Source organism: Neorhizobium alkalisoli (assembly GCF_007829835.1).
Taxonomy (GTDB): domain Bacteria; phylum Pseudomonadota; class Alphaproteobacteria; order Rhizobiales; family Rhizobiaceae; genus Neorhizobium.
Genome location: NZ_VIWP01000007.1, coordinates 264,266 through 281,819, shown reverse-complemented (window position 1 = coordinate 281,819; position 17,554 = coordinate 264,266). Strand labels below are relative to the sequence as shown.

The window sequence follows — 17,554 nt, the reverse complement described above, 5'->3', positions numbered from 1 at the left end:
GCAGGACCTTGACCACTACGACCAGCACAAACGATACCTAAAGGCGGGTCACTTCTCGGTGGAAACGCCGGGTCAGCTCTCAGTGGAAATCAACAGCAGTTGCGGTCCATTATGGCGCATTGCGCAGTTCAGCAGCGGAAAATTCTGCACAAAAGCATCGCGATAGGTAAGGGTGAGGATCGCAGTTCCGGTCTTTATCAGAAGCGACAATTCTTTTCTGATGGCATCGAATGTGACCTGCTTTATCAGAGCGCCGCGCAGGTCATGCGAACTGGCAAAAGCGTGTATCGCCGTGCCATTCGTAAAGGTGCCATTTATATTGGTCTGTTCGATCCTGTCTGAAGCAGCCATTCATGCACCCACGGATATCTAACACCCTCAACGTCCGACCCAACCGTAATCAAAGAGTTAAAGTCGCCCCAAGTTTTGAAAGCCCGCTTCACATTTGCAGGGACTCGACCAAGGGTTTAGCCGCATCGTTCGTATACATCTAATTTGACTAAAGGTGAATATGACTTATATTCACTTTTTTTGTTGAGGCGGAACAACTATGCACGGGAAGATCAGATTTGAAGACGATCTAGACTACAGTGAGCTATCGCCACGACTAGTCGGCGTATTGAAAAAATCGGGGTTTGAGAGGATGTCCGATCTCTACAAGATGACAGACGATCAGCTATTGCTGTTGCCGAATATCGGGCAGCATTATCTACACCAGATCAGACAAGCTGAGAAAAGAAGCTACTGAGACAGCCGAGTCACAAACTTGACTGAATGATAATGTAATTCGTGCTCATGTTTTGGCGGGAGGCCCTAGCATGCACGCAAAAATCAACTTTCTCGACAATCTTGAAACAAGTGAATTGTCACATCGGTTGATCGGCACCCTGCGCCAATCAGGAATAGCGCGCTTGTCGTATCTCTACGCCATGACCGATGAGAGAATCTTACGTATTCCTCATGTCGGTCAGTGCTCTCTTCGTGAGATCAGACGAGTTCAGCAAAACGGCTTTTGATCAGCCCGAAAAATTCAAAATCATTATAAAATTTGCGGACGACCATATCGATATTTCTTGCTGGAAAAGGGGTGAGGCAGGGTCAATCACTCCGGAAAATCGCGCCTGTTCGCCGGTCAATCCGGATTGCGTTCTATTCGATCAAGGATGCGCTTCACTGTCATCGCCTGCATGCCATGAGCCTCACCAATCTTCCGTAGGCTCAACCCCTCATCACGCCCTTGCTTCAGCTTTTGCAGCACAGCCTGTTGTTCAGCGTTCTCCACCAAGCGACCATCGACCACGTCATAGCCGAATGGCACCTTGCCGCCGCCATATATCCCCTGTGATGCGAGATGGCGCTTAACATCGCGAATACGCTCACGGATGCGTTCTCGCTCATTCTCTGCAACCGCAGACAGGATTGTGAAGACCAGCTTAGATATGCCGTTGCCGGTGACGTCGCCGCCAAGATCGATCATCACCAGCCCGGTTCCTTGGTCTTTCAGCTCTTCCAGTGTTCCAAGCGCATCGGATGCAGAGCGAAACATGCGGTCGAGCTTAGGCGTGATGATCATATCGCCCTTACCGGCAGCAGCTAACAGCCTTGCGCCTTCGGGACGATCAGCTAACGGGATAGAACCAGACACGCCAGCCTCTACAAAGATGTCGGTAACAGTCCATCCCTGCATCATAGCATAGCCAGTGATCTTAGCCTTCTGAGTGTCGAGGCTTTCACCGCTGTTTGCCTGTTCAGCCGTGCTGACACGCACGTATCCGTAGACCTTCATGACCTGATTCCGTATCTTTGCTGTAGTAATGTTACAAAATAGGCAATGTTACAGGCAAAAGCAAGTGGATTCAGGCAGGCGAGGGTGCGCTTCAGTTGCGAATGACTCGCAATAAGCAGATAATTTGTTCTGATGTTATAGTATTACATCGTTCGGCAGGAATTCCGGGCAGGGCTGGCAGCGGGCGCGGGAAATGTAGTCTACGCCAGAACTATCTCATTTTCGTGGCATAGCCCTCCTTCACGAGTATGTCTCTTCCAGAGATGTTGCTCATCTGGAAGAAAGTGCAAGTATGAAGCTGTTTGTCGCTATGAGGCGACCGATAGTATAGGAGCAGCGCCGCATGGCATGGACCTTGCGTGTCGCGTTGGTCGAACTGAAACTCAGAACTGTCTAATACGACCGTACTGGTGCGAAAAGGTGCAACGAGTTTCGGGTTCCCCATATCCTTTTGATCTAAAATCCGCTGATATTCCCTCTCGTAGTCCAAGTCGACAGTTCTGAACACATCCCAAACCAGGTGGACATCAACCGCTATTGTTGAGCCTTCGTTAGTAAGGGTCGTCTTTGTCGCCATCCCAATTTTTTTTCCGTCTTGGGCAATTTCCGCTCCCTCTATCTGGAAAACCGAGTCAACGAAAATCCAAGGCCTTTCTGCGTCTCTGGTGAATTGGTTTGCAGCGCGTGCCGCATCCGCCGCATGCTTGGCGTACAAGACTGCTCCCGCAGCCGCCAACATAGTGACAAACGATAGACCGACCTGCCACCATCCAATCAAAACCGTTTTGGAAGCCGCGTCTGCCGCCTTCCATTGTGCGCAAAGATCGCTCTTGCGGTCGTCATTTCCCGCTTCGCACCCCTCATCTTTAACAACACTGGCTTCGACAGATGCGGACTGGCGTGGTTCAGTAGCCACCGGCTGAGCTGCCACCGTACAGGCTGTCGCCGAAATGATGATCGCCGCTGCCCACAGCCAATTGATGCTTCGTAGTGCCTTCAATGTCGCCCCCGACTCTGTGCGTCAGGGCAATCTTAGCGTGTCTCCCGGTGGGATCGATACTGCAATTCTGCACCTTGTCGCCCTCTACGACGATAGCCTACAGTCCTTCCATATCAATGTGAGGATTGTCTAAAATGCAATTTCATGCCTATGCCTACCAAGTCCTGCCCGGTTCGGATGAAAGCCTTCACTTCGCTAAGACCTACGAAGAGTGCAGGGAAGAAGCTGCTGACCAGCGCCGGGAACTGAAAGAGCGAGATCCGGATTTGCCGCCGCTTGGTCCAATGAAAATCTACCAGTTCTTTATGCGTATGCCCGATGAGGCGACTTTACTGCATGCTTTGAACCATCCTGATCAGACTGCCACGATGCTTCAGAACGCATGTGTTATCGAACGACGTGAAGTCGGCACGCTGACCGAATAGGCCTATTGACTCTACCGCCTACCGTGAACAAAATAGGAACGTAGTCCTAATCACGGAAGCCAGTCATGATCCTCGCTCAAGCTCGCCAAATCGAACAGTCTAGCTATGATGACCGGGCGCAACTGGTCCTTGATGCCTTCGCTGGCAATGCTTTAGCCGCGCTGAATTCCGTAATAAAGGACGCAGACTGGCTGTGTCACCAATTAGAGACAGCTAGCGAAAACCAGAGCTTTGGCTATGTTCGTGGGTTGAAGCCGAAGTTCGAACGCGAGGACTAAACAATGGAACGCGCAACAGCAGACGTCGCTATCTGCAACTTGCTGCGTGATCTCGGTGCGAAGGTCGATGAGCCTGTTAGCATATACAAAATCGGCGAACCCCTCATCATCGACAAAGGCTATAGTGAAGACGAGCTGATTAATGCGCTGTTCTACCTGCAAAGCCAAAAGGTCATCGATCTCTTGGAAGGCAACAGGCTGCGACTATGCAAGCCGTTGTAAATTGACAGACCGCACTTCTCTACGAGTTTTGGGCGTTTATTCGCTTGATGGGCGGATATCTTGATTGCGGAATACTTGAGTGTATAAAGCCGCAAAAGCCAATAATAGGCGCGCGGGACCTATAAAAGTGTACATTGTATCAGTTTTTGACGAAGGTCGGGAACGGAACCTGAAGTGTTCGTCGTTGATGTTCACGCCCGATGGTCTTTTCATTGTTGCAGACGATCAAAACTATAGCTTTCCATCGTCGGCACTGCTCAGTGTTGCTTCAGTTGTTGAATGCGATGATCGGGCAGAGGACGACCGCAAAAGACAATCATGGCTTAAGCTCTGAGCGAAGTATCAAAAGGCGTTTTGTTCCAATAATTTAAGGGCATTTTTCACGGAACGCCTGAACCTGTCGTCTGTTGTTTACCATCGCAAACAAGCTTGGATGGACAGCATGAAGCTGACGCTCGCGGACGTTTGGGACTTTGATAACGACGTTAGATGGTATGTCGCGGAGCAAGTGAACTCTGCATATCTACTGTGCGCATTGGTCGATCATACCGCGAAGGGCGTTCAGGTGCACGACACCAATCGCATGTTCGAAAGCCAGCCAGCATTGATGAAGTTCGTAACGCGGATGTCGAGAGGCGCTGCGACTGTGCTTTGTGTAAAGTACGAAGATGGTCATGTCGCTCTGCAACGATATCACCATCGTGCTTGATGGTTCTAATGCAGGAACTTTCGCTTCATCTGTTCGACATTTTGAGAGCCGTCGAACATTGCAAACATCCGAGTTGCAATCTCCCGCCCTTTGTCGCTCAACGGATCAATCTCGCGCTGCGCACACACGTGGCGATACACTGCGAAAATCATCTCGATTTGCTTGTCGGTGACGTTGGTTTTCATTGCGCCAATATGATGTCGAGCCGAGCTGGCGACAAGTAAGCGCTACCGTACAATATGAGCTTGGTTTAGAGGCAGCTAATACAGAAGCGCGTCGGAACCCGGCTGGCTTTGGACTTCACCGGGTTCCGCTCTCAAGGTGCCAGCTCTTTGGCGCAGCTGGTCAAATAAGAACCGCTTGCTCAATGAAATGTTCCATCAGGGGAGGTCGGAGCGCGGCACAACGTGGGGGGAACACCGCGCTCCGAGGGGTGCCATAAAGGCGTCGACATGACATCTATAGAACCGGGCAGGGCTTTTGAGTTGCTGGGTCATAAGAGTGAACGTCTCAATCCCTACCGGCTCGAAGCGGTGGCGTTCCATTGGTGGATCGCAGGCTTTCGGTCGGTCAAATCAGACGTACGGCAAGATAGATAAGCGCTGTTGCTCCTAAGATTACAGCCAAGATGGTCCATCGTCCGCGATTGGGATGAGGCGGGCGTTTATGTCGGAGAATGTTCGCCGTAAAATGGTCCATGAAAAACAGCCTCAGTCCTACCGGAACGAAGCCCAGCGAAAGGGGCGGGACGCCGAGCTTCGCCCAGAATGTCGGTCGACCGACAAAGGGGAACGGCTGATGCTGATGATGGTTCCCGTCTAATGTGAATATTGCTCATAAAAATGTCTGATCATGGTTTGTACGCTGCTGTGCTCATTTCACGATAGGCACTCATATGTTGAGAACAAAGCGGGCTCGCAACTTTTGATCGATAAAAAAATGGAGACCGACATTCGAAAAGTGGGGGATGATAATGTCGGTCTCCGATGCGCCAGCTATCTTTAATGAAGACAGCCTTTTGCGCGAAACCAGCGGGTCGCTGTACGGACATTATCGACATCTGTGAAATCGCGATAGCTTCAAGATGTTGCACATCGATTAGACGAACCTAATGCATTAAAGAACATTAGGCGAAACTAATAGAACGAATCGGCTACGTTGTCAGAGTCTTGCACCATTTTTGGTCGTATTTGTTCGGTTTTTGCGGTGCACAATTTTGGCTAAGCCGTTTTGCTGGTCACACGTTGATCAATGCGCGAACGAACCACGTCCGCAACCGCAACCAATCCGATCGGCACTCATACAAAAGGGTCCGGACGTAAATCCAGACCCTTCGGTGCAAAGTTTCATTTCTTGGAGAAATACGAACAAGGCTGTTACGGACCCGGCTCGCACTTCTATTTAGCGGCTTTCGCAACCTTCTTCGCATGGTCTTGCAACGATAATTCTAAGGCTCGCGTATGCAGCTTATGCAGCCGCACCAATTTCCGTTCATATGCCGTTCTGCCGCGTCGGAAGCCGATCAACAGCAGAATGAGCATGCAGCTTATGAAGACGGGCAGTGAAATGCTGATCATACTACACGCCCCATGTTCCAGCCGACGAAATAGGTCAGGACAATCAATCCCGCCAAGCTGATCAAATCGATATCGATGGTCATGTCCTTCTCCCGTTCAGTCGAGCAGTTCGAGTGCTGCTTTCATTTCGTTTCGCGAGCTGGCGTGATCCATCGCGGCTTTCCAATAGCCGTATTGTTTGCACCAGCTTATAAGCCTCTCGTACGCGTCGAAGAATTCTTCACGAGCCTTCTTATCGTAGACGAGCATTTCAAATGTATTCTTATGAGACATTATTACTTCCAAATTTGGAAATAATGACGCGTTCATAATATAGAGGTGGCTATTCAAAGCCTCACTGTGGTCATATTTCGTATTGAGTTCATGATTATTGTTCATTTTCGTGGTCTTCCTTCTTGGAAGATGCAGCGAGCGCCTTAAGAATTGCCTCCTTCTTGTCAGTGAGTGTGTAGCCGTTTCCGGAGCGACCATAATAATGGAGATGACCTCCAAGCGAGTGACCGGACAGGGCGGCTTTGATACCGAGATCGACCTTTGCGACTTTCAACAAGTCGTCTAGGCGATGGCGAGCTGAGTAGAGCGATTTCCCCGGCGTGATGACGCTGAAGAATGGGTTCAGCTCTTTGTTGAGCTTCGATGGTCCGTTGTCGGCTTGGAACCTCTCAAAGCCGTTCGGGAAGCGCTTCATTAGAGCAATGCAGTCATCAGTCGCGATAGGCAAATCTCTGTGCCGGTCGTCGCCAGACTTCACAAACCCGCGCAACTCGTTAGGACCGATCTTGATGTACGGCGTCTTTACGGAAGTCCGAATGTCAGCGGTTGTTAGCCAGCACAGCTCCTTTGGACCGCACCCCGTAATCAAGGCGAGCCGAATGATCGCCTTAGCCTCATCGGACATCTGAAAGCCGGGAAGGGCGGCGTGAATTGCTCGAACTTCAGCCTCAGTGAATGCCTGTCGCTTGCCGCCGTCCTTGACCTTCAGTTTGATCCGAAGCCCGTCGAAGCAGGTGAAGTTCTTTTTGAACCGGCTTTTCAGTACAGGCTTGATCACCTGTCGAACGAGCGAGATCATACGATTGCCGTGCTCAGATTTGAACTTCTTGGCAATCACGACATCGTTGGTGACCGACAAAAGATAAGCTTCAGCAACATCCTCATCGATGGTCAGGATGTCGATGTCGCCCATGCGAGCAATGAAGTCTTCGATGGCGCGGTCAAACTTCTTGATCTTTTGCTTGGCGTCCCACTCGCGAAGGTGCGACGTGAACGTTGGATCAATCTCTTGGAGGACAACGAAGGCATCCTTCAACAGCATCGCAGGCGCGTCACTCACCCCCGCAAGTGCGGCGACGTCAACGGCGGTCGGTTGATGGATTTGCAGGACGACAGCCAAGCGGTCGGCAATGGTGTTGAATCTCTCTTCCAGCGTTTCAAGTTTGATCTCAGCCGAACTCTTCCGGATGATGCTGAAGCTTTCGCAGCGCTTCACTTCATCATCGAAGGTGACTGGCTTCAGACTGTCCAGTTCGCCAGACATGATCGCATCATGTTGCTTGGTCCGGACCTCAAGTCGACTGATGGCTTCACCAAGATCAGTTGTGCGAAGAGAATACCATATTTGTTTCTGGTTGTTGAACTTGTGCCTGTATCGCGCGGGAACATTACGGACGCAATAGTATTGCTCGCCGCGCTTGAACAGATATTTTGGCGTCTTTGCTTTCTGTGTCGTTGTGATCATCATAAAAATTCGCAATGCTCGATATTCGCCGGGCTAAATCGGCGCTGAACAAAATAATGGTGAAGGTTATTTTGCTTCTGTACATCGCGGCGGAGAGGATGTCAACTGTTAATCCCGTAACCCGCTGTTCCCATTGGCAAATTTGAAATCATTTGAAATTTGCGGCGGGCGATTTATACTATTTTCTACTGCGTGATGAATTAGCAGCGATCTTAGCGGACTATTGCAGCTATCATGGTTGAATGTCGCCCACTGGCTAGGGCTGGTCTGGTGAAAACCTATAGCTTTCAGTAGGATAGGTCGAAATTCCATGTCGCGCGCCTTGGTTGTCGATCAACCGGCGTGTGATCGACCGTTCCATGTCCCTGCACCTCGTCGGCGATCAGCGCATTGCGCTTGTCGAGAAACAGGATTCGAAACTGTTCGCGTGCCTCATAGGCCATCGCCGCGTGGCAATAATCGATCACCGACGACCATGATGACAGGAGTTGTTTGCCGCGCAGCTCGCTTTTCAGCATGCGTTGCCCAACGGTCGCGACCAGCTTGAGATCTAGCGCGACAGCCTCGCCGACACCCTTCACCTCCTGCAAGAGCGAAAGCGGCGCCCCGAAGACGGCGGCAAGCGAACCAAAACGCTCGATCAGTGCCTTGGCGATCGGCTTCGTGTCACGACGGGGGATGGAGCGGAAGAGGAGAAGTTCGAGCACTTCGTAATCGGCAAGCGATGCATCGCCATGATCGCGATATTTGTCGCGCAGCCTGTCGCGATGGCCGTGATAGTGCTCGGCCGGAAGCGGCATATCGGAGGCCGGCTTTCGCTCAGGCTTCGCTCGCGAAACCTGTTCTGCGAAAAAGCCGCGCTCATCGACGAAAATATCGTCCGCCGCATCCTCGACTGGTTCCAACGGATCGGACGAGGAGCGCGGCGGTCTGGTTATGGGTCAGCCCTTAAGCGGCGGCAGGCCGGGGCGGTCGAGCCCGGCGGGGGAGAGAGTGAACACCTCGCATCCCGTCGCGGTGACGCCAACGGCATGTTCGTATTGCGCCGAAAGCGAGCGGTCGCGGGTGACCGCCGTCCATCCGTCGGACAGGACTTTCACATGCGGCTTGCCGAGATTGATCATCGGCTCGATTGTGAAGATCATGCCTTCCTTCATTTCCGGGCCTTCGTCGGCGCGGCCGTAATGCAGGATGTTCGGCGAATCGTGGAAAAGGCGCCCGACGCCATGGCCGCAGAAATCGCGCACGACCGAGCAGCGCTCGGATTCCGCAAAAGTCTGGATTGCTTCTCCGATCGCGCCGGTGCGGGCGCCGGGGCGCACGGCGGCAATGCCGCGCAGCAGGCATTCATAGGTGACTTCCATCAACCGCTCGGCCGCCCGCTTGACCTGGCCGACCGGATACATGCGGCTCGAATCCCCATGCCAGCCGTCCAGAATATAGGTGACGTCGATATTGACGATATCGCCGTCACGCAGCGGCTTGTCGTCCGGCATGCCGTGGCAGACGACATGATTGATCGAGGTGCAAACGGAATATTTGTAGCCACGATAGTTCAGCGTCGCCGGAAGCGCGCCGTGATCCATGCCGAATTCGAAGACGAAGCGGTCGATCGCGCTGGTGGTGATGCCCGGCTTGACGATCGCCGCCAGCTCGTCGAGGCAGCGCGCCGTCAGAAGGCAGGCCTTGCGCATGCCGGCAAAGTCGTCCGTTGTGTTGTAGAGCCGGATAGCCCCCGTATTTTTAGGGGGCGCGGAAACGGCTTCGATGTAACTGACCATGATCTCTCTCTTGTCGGTACCCGTTCATAAAACAGCCGGCCCGGTTTCGTCTATCTCTACGAGATCCGAAGCCGCAATTTCCGTCGGTGTCACGCAGCAGCGCAGCGCATAGGCCTCGACGCCGCGTGCCTTGGCACGGTCAAATGCAAGGCCGTAAGCCGGGTCGAGATCGGCGCAGATCCGAAACCGCTCGCAGTCGTGCCGCTGGATCAGATAGATCATCACCGCCCGGTGACCTGTCTCTGCCATATCGCCCAGTTCTTCGAGATGTTTTGCGCCGCGCTTGGTAACCGTATCGGGGAATTCCGCCAGCCGGGGCTCTCGGCTGAAATGCACGTTCTTCACTTCCACATAGGCATCCGGCAGATCGCCGTCCTTCAGCAGAAAGTCGATGCGGGAATTGCGGCCGTATTTCTGTTCGCGAAGAAGGGTTTTGTAGCCGGCAAGGCTCGCAATGAGGCCGGCGCGGATCGCTTCTTCGGTCAGCCTGTTCGGCAGGCCGGTATTGACGCCGACCAGTTCGCCATCCGTCTCGATCATTTCGAACATATGGCGGTATTTGCGCGTCGGGCTGTCGTGCTGCGACACCCAGATTTTTGAGCCGGGCGTCGTCAGGCCGCGCATGGAACCGGTATTCGGGCAGAAACCGGTAAAGGGTGTGCCGTCCTCGGTTATGGCATCGAACAGAAAGCGCTTGTAACGCTGGACGAGCGTGGCCGGAACCAGCGGCGGATCGAAATGCATGGCAGGGAAAACTCTCAGATACGCGCGAGGACATAGGTGCCGGGCGCATCGGCAATCGCGTTGAGGGCTGATCCGCCGGGTTTGCGGGCGGGCACGCGTTTCGCGTCCTTCGCCTCCACCCAATGCTGCCAATGCGGCCACCAGGATCCCTTGGTCTCGACCGCCTTTTCCGCCCATGTCTCGAACGGGCCGGTCGGTTTGGCCCCGGTCCAGTACTGGTATTTTTCCTTGTCCGGCGGGTTCACCACGCCGGCAATATGGCCCGATCCCGTCAGCACGAATTCCACCTGCCCGCCGAACAGGTCCGAGCCGATGAACACCGATTTCGCCGGCGCGATATGATCTTCGCGGGTCGCCAGATTGTAGATCGGGATTTTCACGTCTTTCAGCGAAACCACCTTGTCCGCAAGCTTCATCTCGCCCTTGGAAAGCTTGTTCCCGAGATAGCAGTTGCGCAGGTAATAGGCGTGGTTGGCGGCCGCCATGCGGGTCGAATCGGAATTCCAGTAGAGAAGGTCGAAGGGCAGGGGCTCCTGTCCCCGGAGGTAATTGTTGACGACATAGGGCCAGATCAGCTCCGAGGCGCGCAGCATGTTGAAGGCGCTCGCCATTTTCGATCCGTCGAGATAACCGAAGGCGTCCATCTGCCTTTCGATCGCGGCAATCTGCTCCTCGTCGACAAATACTTTCAGGTCGCCCGCAAAGGTGAAATCCACCTGCGTCGTCAGGAACGTCGCGGACGCGATGCGGCTGTCCTTCTGCTGCGCATGGTAGGCGAGGGTCGCGGCCAGCAGCGTGCCGCCCACGCAATAACCGATCGCATTGACCTTCTTTTCGCCCGTCGCCTTTTCCACCGTGTCGAGCGCGAAATCGATCCCCTCGCGCATATAGGCTTCCCAGTCCTTCATCGCGTGCCGCGCATCCGGATTGACCCAGGAAATGACGAAAACCGTATGCCCCTGATCGACGCACCACTTGGTGAAGCTTTTCTGCGGATTGAGGTCGAGAATGTAGAACTTGTTGATCCACGGCGGCACGATGAGGAGGGGCCGCTTCAAGACGGTTTCGGTCGAGGCTTCGTATTGCAGCACTTCGCAGATCTCGCTCTGGGCGATCACCTTGCCCGGCGTCAGCGCCATGTTGCGGCCGATCGCGAACTTGCTGGCATCCGTCTGGCGCAGCCGAAGATCACCGCCGCCGGCGGCAATATCCTCCGCCAGCATCTTCATGCCGGCAACGAGATTGGCGCCGTTGGTGGCGATCGTATCGCGAAACACTTCCGGATTGGTCAGCGCAAAATTGGCCGGCGAAATCGCCGCCGTGACCTGCCGCACGTAGAAGGCCGCCTTGTGGCGTGTGTGTTCATCCAACCCTTCCGCCTGCGCCACCAGCTTTTCCGCCCAGTCGGCGGTGACGACATAAAGCTGGCGCAGGAAGGCGAAGAACGGATTTTTCGTCCAGTCCTCGTCGGAAAAACGCTTGTCCTTCGGCAGCCCGATCGGATCGGGCTCCACCGGCTCGCCGGAAAAGCGGCTCATGGAACGCATCCATATGCCCATATAGCTGGAAAACAGCAGGGTCTGGGCTTCCAGCGTCCGCTGCGGCTCGGCCAGCCAGTATTCTGTGACCTTCGAAAGCGTCTTCACCAGATCGCCGAACGGATTGACGACCGAATCGTTGATCTCGCCGCGTTCGCGGGGACCGAGCCATTCAGACGCCGCCTTGCCCATGTTCTCGATGGCGCGGGCGACATTGGCGGCCAGCGCATCGGCATCCTTGACCATATAGGCGTTGAGAGAGGCCGGGTCGAAACCGGGAAATTCAGGTCCGTTCGTCCCTTTATCCTCGGTCTTGTCCGCCACAAGCGGTCTCCCCTTTGGTTGTCTGTTGGTTACGTCTGTTTTCGTTTGTACATTGTGCCTGAAAACGAATACAAGTGCCAGCGACCGGCCCGTCAGGTGGACGACGCCGAAGACGGAAGATATGGGTTGCGGACATGGAAAAACTGAGGCATCGGATCGGCTGGCTGCCGCTTTTCGTCGGTCTGGGATCTATGCCTTTGATTGCCGGCTGCAATAGCAGCAAGACGTTTGCGCTTGATGATGGTGTTCCGAACACCCCGCCGCCGGCCGTCATTACCCAGTCCAAGACCGCGCCGCCCCCGGGCCCGCTCGTCAAGCGCGACACCGGCACCTATCCGGTTTTCGATTACACGCTGAAGGCCGCTGCCGAGCAGATCGAAGATGCTGATTATCAGAAGACCGAGCCGCGCATGGCAGCCCTTGCCCGCCAGCGCAAGACCGGTGCGATTTCCGAAGCGGAATATCAGCGCCGCGTGGCGGAATACAGAAAGCTCGCTGCCGATCACGGCACGACGGCGCTTTCCGACATTTCCAAGCAGTAACGCCCGCAGGCCGAAACGCGCCCGGGCGTGCCATGGGCGTGCAAGTTGGCTGTAATTGCACTTGCGTTTCGCCGTGTTTGGCCGCAAAGCACAAATCGCTTAATATGCGCCGCGAAGCAGCAAGAAGAGGGCTGCTTTCGTATTCACCTTGAGGATAACCATGGAAGAGTTTCATAAAGTTCGCCGTCTGCCGCCCTACGTTTTCGAACAGGTCAACCGTTTGAAAGCCAGCGCGCGAGCGGGTGGAGCGGACATTATCGATCTCGGCATGGGCAATCCGGACCTTCCGACGCCGCAGGCGATCGTCGACAAGCTCTGCGAAGTGGTCCAGGATCCGCGCACGCACCGTTATTCGTCGTCCAAGGGCATTCCCGGCCTGCGCCGCGCCCAGGCCGCCTATTATGCCCGCCGGTTCGGCGTGAAACTCAATCCTGATACCCAGGTCGTCGCGACCCTGGGTTCGAAGGAAGGTTTTGCCAATATGGCGCAGGCAATCACTGCGCCGGGCGATGTCATTCTTTGCCCGAACCCGACCTATCCAATCCACGCCTTCGGCTTCCTGATGGCGGGCGGCGTGATCCGTTCCATGTCGGTCGAGCCGGACGAGAGCTTCTTCCCGCCGCTCGAGCGCGCGGTAAAGCATTCGATCCCGAAGCCGCTGGCGCTGATCATCAACTATCCGTCCAACCCGACGGCCCATATCGCCTCGCTCGACTTCTACAAGGACGTCATCGCGTTTGCGAAGAAGCACGAGATCATCGTGCTGTCCGACCTGGCCTATTCGGAAATCTATTTCGACGACAACAACCCGCCGCCTTCGGTTCTCGAAGTGCCGGGCGCCATGGATGTGACGGTCGAGTTCACCTCGATGTCGAAGACTTTTTCCATGCCCGGCTGGCGCATGGGCTTTGCCGTCGGCAACGAACGCCTGATCGCCGCTCTGACGCGGGTCAAATCCTACCTTGATTACGGCGCTTTCACGCCGATCCAGGTTGCCGCCACCCATGCGCTGAACGGCGATGGCGCCGACATCGCGGAGGTCCGCAATGTCTACAAGCGCCGCCGCGACGTGATGGTCGATGCCTTCGGCAAGGCCGGTTTCGACGTGCCGCCGCCGCCGGCAACGATGTTCGCCTGGGCCAAGATCCCGGAAAAGTTCCGCCATCTCGGTTCGCTCGAATTCTCCAAGCTGCTGGTCGAGAAGGCTGACGTCGCGGTCGCTCCAGGCATCGGTTTTGGTGAAATGGGCGATGATTACGTCCGTCTCGCGCTCGTCGAGAACGAGCACCGTATTCGCCAGGCGGCTCGTAGCATCAAGAAATTCCTGTCGACGGCGGATGACACGATGCACAACGTCATCTCGCTCAACACCCGCCGCTGAGCGGCACGGAAACCTACGCGTATCGGCGGCCCGTCCGGGCCGCCCTTTCAGAAAACATCGGGAAGAAGAATATGGCAGACGCCCTCAAAGTCGGTATTGCGGGTCTCGGCACTGTAGGTGCCTCGCTCGTGCGGATCATCCAGACCCGTGCCGATGAACTTTCGAGAACCTGCGGCCGTGCGATCGAAATCGTGGCCGTGACGGCACGCGACCGCACCCGTGACCGCGGCATCGATCTGTCTGGCATTACCTGGTTCGACACGCCGCAGGCGCTTGCTGAAAAGGCCGATATCGACGTCTTCGTCGAGCTGATGGGCGGCGCCGAAGGTGCAGCTGCGGATTCCGTCCGCATCGCTTTGACCCGTGGTCTCCATGTGGTGACGGCCAACAAGGCGCTGCTCGCCGCTTCTGGCGTCGAGCTTGCCAAGATCGCCGAGGAAAAGGGCGTCCTCCTCAATTTCGAGGCGGCCGTTGCCGGGGGTATCCCGGTCATCAAGGCACTGCGTGAATCGCTGACGGGCAATACTGTCTCGCGCGTCTATGGCATCATGAACGGCACCTGCAATTACATCCTGACCCGGATGGAGAAGGAAGGCCTGACCTTTGCGGATTGCCTCAAGGAAGCCCAGCGCCTCGGTTATGCCGAAGCCGATCCGACCTTCGACATCGAAGGCAATGATACGGCCCACAAGCTCTCCATCCTGACGACGCTTGCCTTCGGAACCCAGATCGCGCCGGACGAGATCTATCTAGAAGGTATCAGCAATATCTCGATCGAAGATATCCATGCGGCAGCCGACCTCGGCTATCGCATCAAGCTGCTCGGCGTCGCCCAGCGCACCGAGACCGGCATCGAGCAGCGCGTTCACCCGACCATGGTGCCGCGTGACAGCGTCATTGCCCAGGTCGACGGTGTTACCAACGCGGTCGCGATCGAATCCGACATTCTCGGCGAACTCCTGATGGTCGGCCCCGGCGCCGGCGGCAATGCGACGGCGTCGTCGGTTCTCGGCGATATCGCCGATATCGCAAAAAGCCGTCCGGGTGCCCAGCAGGTTCCGGTTCTCGGCAAGCCGGCCGCGACGCTTGCGCCTTACCAGCGCGCCCAGATGCAGAGCCACGAGGGCGGTTATTTCATCCGCCTCTCCGTCGAAGACCGCACTGGCGTCTTCGCATCGATCGCCACCCGCATGGCCGAAAACGGCATCTCGCTGGAATCGATCGTGCAGCGCGCCAAGCCGGATGGTTCGGAAGGCTCCAAGACGATCATTCTCGTCACCCATGCAACGATGGAGGATTCGGTCCGCAAGGCTGTCGATGCCATCAAGGCCGAAAGTTACCTGGCCGGCGAGCCGCAGGTCATCCGCATCGAGCGTCCGCAGGCGTTCTGAGGGCTGCAACCCCACCGCCCTCATTCCTGTGACGAGCACAGGAATGAGGGCGGGTGGGCTATGCTGGCTGTTGGAACAAGAGCTCGAATCATTCCCCAACCACCCCCATCGAAAACCGATACCGATTTCCGCCGCGATGCGATAAAACGGCTGCATGATCAGCCGCCCTTCGCCAGCCACATCCCTTTCCCCGACGCCGGTCGATCCGGTGCCGCGTGCGTTTCTCAATGTCGAAAAATCGGTCAGCGGCCAGCGCTGGGTCTCCAGGCTTGACCAGGCCGGCCAGAACCGGGCGCTGGCGATCAGCCAGATCCACGGCCTCCCGGAACTTTTGGCACGCGTGCTTGCCGGCCGTGGGGTCTCTTTGGACGACGCACCGGCCTTCCTCGATCCCACCATCCGCGCCCTGATGCCGGAGCCGTTTTCGCTGACCGATTGCGAAAAGGCTGCGACGCGGATCGTCGAGGCGATCGACCGCCGCCAGAAGGTGGCGATCTTCGGCGATTACGACGTCGATGGCGCCTCGTCCTCGGCGCTCCTCTATCGCTTCCTGCGCCATTTCGGCGTGCAGTCGGAAATCTACATCCCTGACCGCATCTTTGAGGGGTATGGCCCCAACCCGAATGCCATCCGCCAACTGATCGAAAATGGCGCCGACCTGATCGTCACCGTCGACTGCGGCTCGACCAGCCACGAGGCGCTGAAGGCGGCAGAGGACGAAAAATGCGATGTCGTGGTGATCGACCACCACCAGCTCAGCCACGAACTGCCGCCCTGTCTGGCGCTGGTCAATCCCAACCGTGAGGACGACCTGTCGGGGCAGGGGCATCTTTGCGCAGCCGGTGTCGTTTTCCTCGTTCTCGTCGCTACGGCAAGGCTGCTGCGCGAAAGAAAACATCCGGCGGCGGCTTCGCTCGACCTGCTGGAGTGGCTCGATCTGGTGGCGCTTCCCACCGTCTGTGATGTCGTGCCGTTGAAGGGTCTCAACCGTGCCTACGTGGTCAAAGGCCTAAAGGCTGCCCGTCACATGGGCAATGCCGGCCTTGCCGCGCTCTTTCGCAAGGCGGGCCTAGGCGGTCCGGTCACGCCCTATCATCTCGGTTTCATGATCGGCCCGCGAATCAATGCCGGCGGACGGATAGGCGATGCGGCGCTCGGCAGCCGGCTGCTGACCATGGAAGATCCGATCGAGGCGGAAGAAATCGCCGGCAGGCTGGACGATCTGAACCGCGAGCGCCAGGCGATGGAAGCCGCCATGCTGGCCGAGGCGGAAGCCCAGGTTCTGGCCGAATATGGAGACGGCGAGGGCGCTTCCGTCATCGTCACCGCCTATGACAAATGGCACCCGGGTATTGTCGGCCTGCTGGCCGCACGCCTGAAGGAAAAGTTCAAGCGCCCGGCCTTCGCCATTTCGTTCGATCCGTCCGGCAAGGGCACTGGTTCCGGTCGCTCGATCAATGGTTTCGACATGGGCCGCATGGTGCGTGCCGCCGTAGAACAGGGCCTGCTCGTCAAGGGCGGCGGCCATGCCATGGCGGCGGGCCTGACGGTCGAAAAGGCCAATCTCGGCAAGCTGCGCGCCTTCTTCGAGGAAATGTCGGCCGAAACCGTGCCGACTCTGGTCGCCAGCCACGTCCTGAAGATCGACGGCGCACTCTCGGCATCCGGCGCGACGCTGCAGCTCTTCGACCAGCTGGAACAGGCCGGCCCTTACGGTTCGGGTCATGCGCAGCCGGTTTTCGCAATCCCCGCCCACCGTCTGCGTGACGCACGCCTTGTCGGCACGGCGCATGTCAAGATCACGCTCGAATCGGTCGATGGCTCGAAGCTTGAGGGGATCGCCTTCCGTGCCGCCGAAACACCGCTCGGAAACCTCCTCCTCAATTCCCGTGGCGCCCAGATCCACGCGGCCGGCTGCCTCAGCGCCGACCACTGGCAGGGCAACCGCCGTATGCAGTTGAGACTGCTGGATGCGGTTCTGGCGCCGTGAGAAGGCCGTCGGATAACTTGTGAGGGAAAGAGACCGGTGGCACGCCCTAGGGGAGTCGAACCCCTCTTTTCAGAATGAAAATCTGACGTCCTAACCGATAGACGAAGGGCGCGTGCGGTGAGCGCCCT

Annotated in this window: 19 protein-coding genes, 1 tRNA gene and 1 pseudogene; 10 read left to right on the top strand and 11 right to left on the bottom strand. The window is 56.4% G+C overall.

The window, feature by feature from the left end:
• Positions 1-72: 72 nt before the first annotated feature.
• The gene (locus FHW37_RS24915; protein WP_145641252.1) at positions 73-351 is read right to left on the bottom strand and encodes a hypothetical protein; all 279 of its coding nucleotides are present in this window, start codon (positions 349-351) and stop codon (positions 73-75) included.
• Between the two features lie 199 nt (positions 352-550).
• Here FHW37_RS24915 and FHW37_RS34535 point away from each other — a divergent pair, with 199 nt between their 5' ends.
• Positions 551-748, top strand: a complete 198-nt coding sequence (locus FHW37_RS34535; protein WP_145641250.1) for a DNA-directed RNA polymerase subunit alpha C-terminal domain-containing protein — start codon at positions 551-553, stop codon at positions 746-748.
• A gap of 70 nt (positions 749-818) precedes the next feature.
• Positions 819-1,016, top strand: a complete 198-nt coding sequence (locus tag FHW37_RS24905) for a DNA-directed RNA polymerase subunit alpha C-terminal domain-containing protein (RefSeq protein WP_145641249.1) — start codon at positions 819-821, stop codon at positions 1,014-1,016.
• 116 nt (positions 1,017-1,132) lie between these two features.
• On the opposite strand, the gene FHW37_RS24900 is transcribed toward FHW37_RS24905, so the two are convergent.
• Entirely contained in the window at positions 1,133-1,786 is a 654-nt protein-coding gene (locus tag FHW37_RS24900; RefSeq protein ID WP_145641247.1) for a recombinase family protein, read from the bottom strand.
• A 211-nt stretch (positions 1,787-1,997) separates the two neighbouring features.
• Positions 1,998-2,786 (bottom strand): hypothetical protein, encoded by a 789-nt coding sequence (locus FHW37_RS24895; RefSeq protein WP_145641245.1) that lies wholly within the window; start codon positions 2,784-2,786, stop codon positions 1,998-2,000.
• Between the two features lie 134 nt (positions 2,787-2,920).
• Between FHW37_RS24895 and FHW37_RS24890 the strand changes: the two genes are divergently transcribed.
• The 4 genes from FHW37_RS24890 (at position 2,921) to FHW37_RS24875 (ending at position 4,420) form a co-directional block, all read left to right on the top strand.
• Positions 2,921-3,211: a hypothetical protein gene (locus FHW37_RS24890; RefSeq protein ID WP_145641244.1), complete on the top strand. Its 291-nt coding sequence runs from the start codon at positions 2,921-2,923 to the stop codon at positions 3,209-3,211.
• 65 nt (positions 3,212-3,276) lie between these two features.
• Positions 3,277-3,489, top strand: coding sequence for a hypothetical protein (locus tag FHW37_RS24885; protein WP_145641243.1), 213 nt, complete (start codon positions 3,277-3,279; stop codon positions 3,487-3,489).
• A gap of 3 nt (positions 3,490-3,492) precedes the next feature.
• A complete protein-coding gene (locus FHW37_RS24880; RefSeq protein WP_145641241.1) occupies positions 3,493-3,711 on the top strand; it encodes a hypothetical protein in 219 nt (72 codons plus the stop codon).
• Between the two features lie 442 nt (positions 3,712-4,153).
• Complete coding sequence (locus FHW37_RS24875; protein WP_145641239.1) at positions 4,154-4,420, top strand: hypothetical protein; 267 nt, start codon at positions 4,154-4,156, stop codon at positions 4,418-4,420.
• Positions 4,421-4,425: 5 nt separating this feature from the next.
• On the opposite strand, the gene FHW37_RS24870 is transcribed toward FHW37_RS24875, so the two are convergent.
• The 7 genes and pseudogenes from FHW37_RS24870 to FHW37_RS24840 all read right to left on the bottom strand — a co-directional run bounded on the left by FHW37_RS24870 (position 4,426) and on the right by FHW37_RS24840 (position 12,122).
• Complete coding sequence (locus FHW37_RS24870) at positions 4,426-4,605, bottom strand: hypothetical protein (RefSeq protein WP_145641237.1); 180 nt, start codon at positions 4,603-4,605, stop codon at positions 4,426-4,428.
• 1,488 nt (positions 4,606-6,093) lie between these two features.
• Positions 6,094-6,375 (bottom strand): hypothetical protein, encoded by a 282-nt coding sequence (locus tag FHW37_RS24865; RefSeq protein ID WP_145641235.1) that lies wholly within the window; start codon positions 6,373-6,375, stop codon positions 6,094-6,096.
• Entirely contained in the window at positions 6,365-7,738 is a 1,374-nt protein-coding gene (locus FHW37_RS24860) for a DUF6538 domain-containing protein (protein ID WP_145641233.1), read from the bottom strand. The genes FHW37_RS24865 and FHW37_RS24860 overlap by 11 nt, the downstream gene beginning before the upstream one ends.
• Before the next feature lie 332 nt (positions 7,739-8,070).
• Positions 8,071-8,640: pseudogene (locus FHW37_RS24855) on the bottom strand (JAB domain-containing protein); the annotation flags it as partial.
• Positions 8,641-8,676: 36 nt separating this feature from the next.
• Positions 8,677-9,516, bottom strand: a complete 840-nt coding sequence (gene map, locus FHW37_RS24850; protein WP_186458377.1) for a type I methionyl aminopeptidase — start codon at positions 9,514-9,516, stop codon at positions 8,677-8,679.
• Between the two features lie 24 nt (positions 9,517-9,540).
• Positions 9,541-10,260 carry a DNA/RNA nuclease SfsA gene (sfsA, locus tag FHW37_RS24845; RefSeq protein ID WP_145641228.1) on the bottom strand — a complete coding sequence of 240 codons (720 nt, stop codon included), beginning with the start codon at positions 10,258-10,260 and terminating at the stop codon, positions 9,541-9,543.
• A 14-nt stretch (positions 10,261-10,274) separates the two neighbouring features.
• Positions 10,275-12,122, bottom strand: a complete 1,848-nt coding sequence (locus tag FHW37_RS24840) for a PHA/PHB synthase family protein (protein WP_145641225.1) — start codon at positions 12,120-12,122, stop codon at positions 10,275-10,277.
• A gap of 134 nt (positions 12,123-12,256) precedes the next feature.
• On the opposite strand from FHW37_RS24840, the gene FHW37_RS24835 reads away from it, so the two are divergent.
• The 4 genes from FHW37_RS24835 (at position 12,257) to recJ (ending at position 17,426) form a co-directional block, all read left to right on the top strand.
• Positions 12,257-12,664, top strand: coding sequence for a hypothetical protein (locus FHW37_RS24835; protein ID WP_145641223.1), 408 nt, complete (start codon positions 12,257-12,259; stop codon positions 12,662-12,664).
• A gap of 160 nt (positions 12,665-12,824) precedes the next feature.
• Complete coding sequence (locus tag FHW37_RS24830) at positions 12,825-14,045, top strand: LL-diaminopimelate aminotransferase (protein ID WP_145641221.1); 1,221 nt, start codon at positions 12,825-12,827, stop codon at positions 14,043-14,045.
• Between the two features lie 71 nt (positions 14,046-14,116).
• Positions 14,117-15,436 (top strand): homoserine dehydrogenase, encoded by a 1,320-nt coding sequence (locus tag FHW37_RS24825; RefSeq protein ID WP_145641220.1) that lies wholly within the window; start codon positions 14,117-14,119, stop codon positions 15,434-15,436.
• Between the two features lie 154 nt (positions 15,437-15,590).
• Complete coding sequence (recJ, locus tag FHW37_RS24820; RefSeq protein WP_145641218.1) at positions 15,591-17,426, top strand: single-stranded-DNA-specific exonuclease RecJ; 1,836 nt, start codon at positions 15,591-15,593, stop codon at positions 17,424-17,426.
• Positions 17,427-17,463: 37 nt separating this feature from the next.
• On the opposite strand, the gene FHW37_RS24815 is transcribed toward recJ, so the two are convergent.
• A tRNA-Glu gene (locus tag FHW37_RS24815) sits at positions 17,464-17,538 on the bottom strand.
• Between the last annotated feature and the right edge of the window lie 16 nt (positions 17,539-17,554).